This is a genomic window from Bacillus sp. Xin1, assembly GCF_013314535.1.
Lineage (GTDB): Bacteria > Bacillota > Bacilli > Bacillales > Bacillaceae_G > Bacillus_A.
Genome location: NZ_JABUAE010000084.1, coordinates 1 through 7,207, shown reverse-complemented (window position 1 = coordinate 7,207; position 7,207 = coordinate 1). Strand labels below are relative to the sequence as shown.

The 7,207-nt window shown below is 30.9% G+C and carries 6 protein-coding genes and 1 pseudogene; 3 read left to right on the top strand and 4 right to left on the bottom strand.

Features of this window, described 5'->3' with window-relative positions; all coding sequences use genetic code 11:
• Positions 1-578: 578 nt before the first annotated feature.
• A complete protein-coding gene (locus HRG09_RS27205) occupies positions 579-1,121 on the bottom strand; it encodes a GNAT family N-acetyltransferase (protein WP_174103931.1) in 543 nt (180 codons plus the stop codon).
• A 176-nt stretch (positions 1,122-1,297) separates the two neighbouring features.
• Here HRG09_RS27205 and HRG09_RS27200 point away from each other — a divergent pair.
• Positions 1,298-2,231, top strand: a pseudogene (locus HRG09_RS27200) (helix-turn-helix domain-containing protein); the annotation flags it as partial.
• A 335-nt stretch (positions 2,232-2,566) separates the two neighbouring features.
• Here HRG09_RS27200 and HRG09_RS27195 read toward each other — a convergent pair.
• A complete protein-coding gene (locus HRG09_RS27195) occupies positions 2,567-2,743 on the bottom strand; it encodes a DUF4021 domain-containing protein (protein ID WP_174103930.1) in 177 nt (58 codons plus the stop codon).
• 853 nt (positions 2,744-3,596) lie between these two features.
• Between HRG09_RS27195 and HRG09_RS27190 the strand changes: the two genes are divergently transcribed.
• Both HRG09_RS27190 and HRG09_RS27185 read left to right on the top strand, forming a co-directional pair.
• Positions 3,597-4,358 (top strand): YqcI/YcgG family protein, encoded by a 762-nt coding sequence (locus tag HRG09_RS27190; RefSeq protein ID WP_174103929.1) that lies wholly within the window; start codon positions 3,597-3,599, stop codon positions 4,356-4,358.
• Between the two features lie 249 nt (positions 4,359-4,607).
• Positions 4,608-5,234, top strand: a complete 627-nt coding sequence (locus HRG09_RS27185) for a LysE family transporter (RefSeq protein WP_174103928.1) — start codon at positions 4,608-4,610, stop codon at positions 5,232-5,234.
• 184 nt (positions 5,235-5,418) lie between these two features.
• Here HRG09_RS27185 and HRG09_RS27180 read toward each other — a convergent pair whose 3' ends face one another.
• Together HRG09_RS27180 and HRG09_RS27175 are read right to left on the bottom strand one after the other, a co-directional pair.
• Positions 5,419-6,759 (bottom strand): amino acid permease, encoded by a 1,341-nt coding sequence (locus HRG09_RS27180; protein ID WP_174103927.1) that lies wholly within the window; start codon positions 6,757-6,759, stop codon positions 5,419-5,421.
• A gap of 74 nt (positions 6,760-6,833) precedes the next feature.
• Positions 6,834-6,992: a hypothetical protein gene (locus tag HRG09_RS27175; RefSeq protein WP_174103926.1), complete on the bottom strand. Its 159-nt coding sequence runs from the start codon at positions 6,990-6,992 to the stop codon at positions 6,834-6,836.
• Positions 6,993-7,207 lie beyond the last annotated feature (215 nt).

The following is a 7,207-nucleotide window of genomic DNA, read 5'->3' as shown; positions in this document are numbered from 1 at the left end:
CTTCATATACACATGCAACAAAGACAAAAATTTTCTATGAAAATGGTATTTCCTCTTTTATACGAATCTCCATAACATGTAACTGTACAGCTGACACCTTGAAGGATCTGATGCTTGTACACGTAGATGCTCTAGCTCCTCCCGCAAAAAAATAGTTTTTATCCAGAAATGTGGCTGCACCATCATGCTTATTCCATATGTCGGATTTTGAAATTGGACTTGTATAGATTCTTTTTGTCTCTTCTTAATATTTGTATGGATATATAAACAGAATTATCAAAAAATATAAAACGATTAGAAGCGCTTTCAAATGTAAACTAATAGAAACGTATTTTTAATTTATAATCAAAAGTACAGAATCTGACCAAAAAATACAGGTTTTTATAAAATAATTTTTTAAATATTTAAAAATTCATTATCACCTCTATATTCATTTCACAAACAATCTTCTCGTGATAACCGAAGCAATTCCAAAAAAAAAAGAAATCTAACCAGCTATAAAGCCACTAGATTTCTCTTTTTTCTTAATATTTCGCATGAATGGTCAATTCACTTTATTAACCTTATTCAAATTATTTTTACGTTGTTATCCATTCGTTTCGCAATATCCCCATTATGATACGATCAAAACTCATCCCATCCCGCTGAACAGCTTCTCTCATACATCCCTCCACTTTAAATCCAACCTTTTTATATACTTCAATAGCCGTTTTATTATAAGAAATAACATCGAGCCCTACACGATGTAAGTTTAATTCATAGAAAGCATATTTCAAAATAAGACGTAACCCTTCCGCACCATATCCTTTACCTCTATAATTCTTATCACCTATACCAATTGCTAGCAAGCCAGCTCTATTATTCCACTCTATGCTATGAAGTGCCACAAAACCAATTAGAATGTCTTCTTGAATTGTTCTTAACATGAATGAAACACCGTTTGATTTCCGTCCTTTTAATAGTTCATGATCCTTTATTTCATGCAAAGATTGCGGAACTGCAGCATCCGTATCTACATTCCTTAAATACTCACTATCCTCTTGCCACAAAGCCATTTGTTCAATATCTTCAGCTCTAATTGCTGCTAATTTAATATTTTCACCTAAAAAAAGATTATTCATTTCAAAAATCCCCCTTTTTCATTATGGGGATAGTTCTGTAATTGATCAGGCCTACCTATCCCCTCGTTCCATAATCTTCACTAATAATGAGATATTTACAATAAGCGATGACATTGGCACATCTCCTTTTCATAGATTTGAATTCATCATACAATTTTCTAATTATTCAATCAACAGTTACCGTACCAACCATCCTAAAGAAGGAAAAAGAAGGACTAATCGAATGTGTATATAAAGATAACCGGAAACAGTTTGGTAGCAAAGTATTTTATTTGGAAGATATTGAACGGCTAATGAATAAGGGAGAAATCAAAGGCTTAAGCACAAACAAAAGAAGCAGCTGAACTTCTAAATGTGGCACCATCTACCATATTTACTTATATAAAATCAGGAAAATTACCAGCAACAATGGTGGAAAAACGTGGAAAACAAGTGTATGTCATTGATGAAGAAGATTTAGAGATTTTTCAGCTTGATTATGAAAAAACAACTACGAAAGAACGAAAAACTTTTATCACCAAGATTCAAGATACTGAAATCTACTTATATCAATTATTTACACATCAAGAGACAGGGAAAGTTGCTCGTGTGATAGAGATAAATGGGAATGATGGGAAAGTAATAACAGAAGATGAAGAAATCTTCTCTTTATCCGAATACAAAAATCGCGGTTACACAGTAGAGTATTTTGAAAAAAAAGCAGTCATTACAAAACGCGGTTATTTGTCTTTTACTTTCAAAAGACCTCAATTATTTAATTCAATCACTTATAATCTAATTAACTTGTTTTATAAAGAGATTGGTGTTACGAATATGCGAGTAACCCTTATACAGGACTCAATCCATTTAGAAATTAAACCATATATCCTAAAAGTGGATCCATTGAATTTACAGGAGGAGATTAAGTACTTACATTCTAATATGAAGACCGGCTCAATACTACCACATGTTGACGGTATTTACTTTAAGAGCAATGTAGAACCTTTAACTTTTCATGCGGATCATGAATTTAAACAAAAGGTAATTCAAATGGCTTCTGCTGCAGGGTTAGGCCAAGAAGAATTTTTACTAAGAGCAGTAAAAACGTACATGAAAACACTAAGGAAATAATGATTCAAAAGTTTATATTCATTTTTTTAAAATCCTGGATCAATGTCCTAATCCATTTCAATAAAAATCTACAATTTTTACAGCTAAATCATCTATATTCCCAATCAGCGGCTGTTGATTTACATTTTTGTAATCACCGATGTATATGTCCCTTCACTTACAGTTGTTCTAGGCCGCTTCTCTTTTTGGCCAGAAAAAGCTTTGGAAAAAGAGAAAGACAAAAAAGTAGATGCTTGATGACATGATACAATTGAAAAAACCAAGGGAATTTTGATTCCCCTGGGTTTTTTATTAGAAATGAAATATGTATTCAAAATAAGATTAATATTGAAATGCTAAGTATTCTTCAAATTTTCGTTTCCTTGATGTTCTTTGTCTTCAATATCAGTTTCTGGCATTCCATACAAGCCATTCATTGCTTGTTCTACTGATTGAAGTCCGGTTTGTGTAGTATTAGATTTTAAGCTTTTAGAATTGCTACTCTCTTCTTTTTTAGAATGTGGAAAATTCATTTTTATAACCCCCAAACACTAAAGTTTTAAAAAATAAAAAGCGTATGAAAAGAATTTAGCAGATAAACACATGTATTATCTGCCAATTAAATGAACAATAAATTGAGCTATTAATGTAATAGCTCATACATAGTATGCCATCCTTTCTATAAAATATATGAGATCATTTAGGAAATTTTTATCCAGTACATAGTGATCAAATTGATAGAAGTGAGAAAAGAATTTTTGAATTATGTTTAATTACTCTGAAAAATTTTGAAATTTAAGTAGGTTATTGTAAATTTATATAATAATATAATTAATTATCTAGTTAGTTAATTAAGAAGTTGGTTTTTCATACGTTTAACTTATTGATTCCCATTCTATTTTGAGATTATCCCCTACTCCTCCAAAGCTAATTTTAAAGTAGTCTACTTTTAATAAGGTATTTAAGTAACTTATCGATTGCAAAATAAATGATATCAAGATATATTTATTTTCCTTTTACTCCTATTTTACATTCTTTATTTTAATTTTTAAAATTATCTCATTTCCTTTACAATCTATATAACATATTTTCTCTTCCTTATTTTTACCCATAACGATACACCCTTTCTTATTACCTTATAAACATATTAGTAAAAAAAGATTCATTGGAACATTGTACCGTCATGTTTTATACATTTTTCAATTTCACGTAAGAGTAAAATTTTTTATTACACTCAAAAACAATATAATCAAATAACCTCCAAAGAAATATTAACCATATCAAATTATTATTACAAATTATACAGGCATAGATTGTTATCTAGTCAGTCACCTATTCCTTAATAATTAATACCCTATATATTATTGCTTATGGAGGGAATACAACATGATAACACTTTATGATAAAGAGTCTCTACAAAGGGACATTACTAATCTTCCAAAATGGAAACAAAATGCTTTTCATTCTTTTGTTTTAAAAATGACCGATAAAGATAAGCCTTTTCCTTGTATTCCTGCACAACATGGTTTTACATCTAATCACCTCAGATATGGATTTATTGGCGATCCTAGAAAGCCAAATGCTAGTAAAAAATTAGCTACGTTACTTAAGACATACACAAAATGCTCTAAGGATACAGGTAAATACGCCTCACTTATCGTTTTTATTGAAACACCAAAGGAGCTTGCCGAAGAATCCACTGTTAAAAACTTTGAACATATTTATTGGTCTATTCTCAATCAAACTAGTGAATTGGACGAGAAGGAATGGCCTAAACATATTCCAAATAACCCCATGGAAAACACGTGGGAATTTTGTTTCCATAATGAATCATATTTTGTTTATTGCGCTACTCCTGCTCATGTCAAAAGGCAAAGTAGGCACTTTCCATGTATGATGCTGGCTATAACTCCTCGATGGGTTTTACAAGGAATTACTGAGTCACACAAACGCATTCGGAAACTTAAAAACTTAATACGTCAACGTTTGGTTACCTATGACATTGCTCCAATTCATCCCTCTCTTAAATGTTATGGTCAAGAAAACAATTACGAATGGCAGCAATATTTTTTGCGTGATGACGAAACACTTCCATCAAAATGCCCCTTTTCCAAAATAATGAAAATTTCGCATAAAAATAAGTTATAAGTAATCAAGACTTTTTTCGTAAGAAAAAAGTCTTGAACATGGCAAATTATTTTAACATTAAAATTAATTATATATATCATAATAGTTTGCTATGTTCACTCTTCATAAACAATACATAATATATATCTATTTAGTAAATTAACAATAATATATATTTCAAAGTTAAGATATTTATTATTTAGTTGTACAAACATTAACCACTGAATAGATTTAGTATAGATAAAATTTATTGAAGGGAGCTTGTTATAGGTGAGCATATTTTTAAGTTATGTTTTCTTAGGTTTATCATTATCTGCTCCAATTGGGCCTATTAACGCTGCACAATTAGAAAAAGGTATTAGGAGTGGATTTTTTCATGCATGGATTCTAGGCATAGGTGCCTTAATAGCCGATATTTTGTATATGATACTGATTTATTTAGGTATAATTCATTTTCTTGAAAGAGATGTCATAAAACTTTTCCTATGGTCTTTTGGAGCTTTTGTTTTGATTTATACAGGTATAGAAAGTTTAAAAGGTGCAAATCAAATTAGTATTACAAACACGAAAAATGATGAATCAATTATTAGAACTTTTTTTTCTGGCTTCTTTATGTCCTTATCGAATCCATTAACCATTCTATTTTGGCTTGGAATTTTCGGCTCTATATTAGCAAAAGCTGCTACCTCTTATAGTAAAGAACAGCTTTTGTTATACAGCTTGGGTATCGTTTTAGGTATTTTTTTATGGGATATTACCATGGCAAGTACTTCTAGTATATTCCGTAAAATGTTAAATGTACGTATATTATCTCTAATTACAGTTATATCTGGAATATCGCTCATTATTTATGGGGTATACTTTGCCTTTCAAACATGCCAGATCATTTTTCAGTAACAAATAATACGTAGTAATTTAAATTATAAAGTATCGATACATATGTACGAAACTTAACATTTGAGTATAAATAACTATGTTCCCTTAACGTATAAATTTCCTCCAATAAAATCATTACTTTGGAATGAAGGATGCATCACCACAGTTGCAAAATTTAAAACCTTTTCTTATTATTTCTTTCATACTAGACAGTCTCTTTCTTCTTCCATAAAAAATGCATAATAATTGTCACGCCTATGATAATACCTAGGAACAAAAAACTGACCATAAAGCCTAACCGAATTGTTTTTTGAAATATTGTTCCGCTTATAGCTAGTGCAATAGTCGTTAGACCTATTATGCTTTTGAGCTGCTCCCAACCTTTAGGATTCATTAACTTCCTAAAAGAAAGAAGAATTAAAACCCAAGTATACAACAGCATTAAACTAGCCGCGGTTGTTATGTATTCATATATACTTTTAGGAAGCAATAAGGCTGTAATAATAGAAGCTCCTAGTCCTATTACTATAAGTATTAAAGCCGGAAAAGAGATGTTTCTTTTTCCTTTTTTTGCAAATAAAGCTGGTGCATCTCCTTCTTCAGCTAGATTTATCAATACACTATTTACCGCAAACAATGAGCCTACCAATGTCGAAAATCCCGCTAAAATTAAGATTATATTGAAAACGAATGGAATGTACGGTAAATTGTAGTCCTGTAAAGCGACTACAAATGGGCTCTCTTTTATATTAAAATAATGAAGTGGAACCATAATTATAGCTAACCCTATAGATAATATATAAATAATTGTTAAGAGTAACAACATTACCTTACCTGACTTAGTTGAATCTTTAGGATCTTTAAGCCTTGTTGCCATCAAACCCATAATTTCAATACCACCAAATGCATAAAAGGCATAAATAAGAGAGGACCATGAGCCTCGTAAACCTTTTGGGGAAAATTCTTTTATAGTTTTAGGAAACTGTAGTTTATGAAAACCACCATGAATCACTCCAAAGATGACCATGATTGCTATTATTATAAATCCTATAATGGCTATGACCTTTATTATTGCAATCCAGTTTTCCAAACGTTCAAAAGCTTTAATACCAATGAAAATGACCACTAAAGCAGCTACCCCATAAATAGAAATAAATATCCACAGAGGGATATTAGGAAACCAATATCGTGAAAATATCCCTAATGCACTTAATTGACTCCCCATGATTAATAGTTCTGAGGACCAGTATGTCCATCCATGACAAAATCCTGCCCAATGCCCGAATGCTTTTCGGGAGTATGTACGAAAGGAGCCTTTTTGTGGATCTGCTATTGTCATTTTTGCTAAAGCCCCAAATACAACATATGTGGTGAATCCTGCCAAAATAAGCATAAGTACAATTGATGGTCCACCTAGCTTAATTCCTATGCTTGATCCTAAAAAAAAGCCAGTTCCTATAGTACAACCAATCCCAATTAGCGATAGCTGCCACCATTTTAAATCTTTCTGCTTTTCTATTTGGTTTTCACTATCGTGACATGCCATTCTTTATCCTCCTTGATAATATCTAATCATTCTATGTTCATATTTCATAAACAATAAATTTTTATGCAAAGTCCTTACCTCTCCAAATTATCCAACACATTCTTATCTTTATCTAAGTATTTTTTTGAAAGGTTTCCGATAACTTCTTTAATATCATGAGCCTTAATATCGTGTTTTGCTACTATTTCACTACCTACGGAAACTACAACAGTATATATTGCTTCATACTTCATTCACTTCACTCCTTACTATTTCAATTAATCAAAGAGATTTTATGTATCACCCATTTCCCTCGCTATGGATTTCATAAAATAAATATTGATACATAGTTAAGTTCTCCATCTTTAAATCTCCTATTCAAACTTTCTGTCATATCTTGCTTTAAAATTCTTTCTTAAAGATTAAATAAAATAAAGTTAAACCCTATTGTTTCTCAAAAGATCACAAA

Coding starts and splice junctions, on each gene's coding strand:
- HRG09_RS27205 (WP_174103931.1), bottom strand. CDS start 1,121: ATGAATAATCTTTTTTTAGGTGAAAATATTAAATTAGCAGCAATTAGA.
- HRG09_RS27195 (WP_174103930.1), bottom strand. CDS start 2,743: ATGAATTTTCCACATTCTAAAAAAGAAGAGAGTAGCAATTCTAAAAGC.
- HRG09_RS27190 (WP_174103929.1), top strand. CDS start 3,597: ATGATAACACTTTATGATAAAGAGTCTCTACAAAGGGACATTACTAAT.
- HRG09_RS27180 (WP_174103927.1), bottom strand. CDS start 6,759: ATGGCATGTCACGATAGTGAAAACCAAATAGAAAAGCAGAAAGATTTA.
- HRG09_RS27175 (WP_174103926.1), bottom strand. CDS start 6,992: ATGAAGTATGAAGCAATATATACTGTTGTAGTTTCCGTAGGTAGTGAA.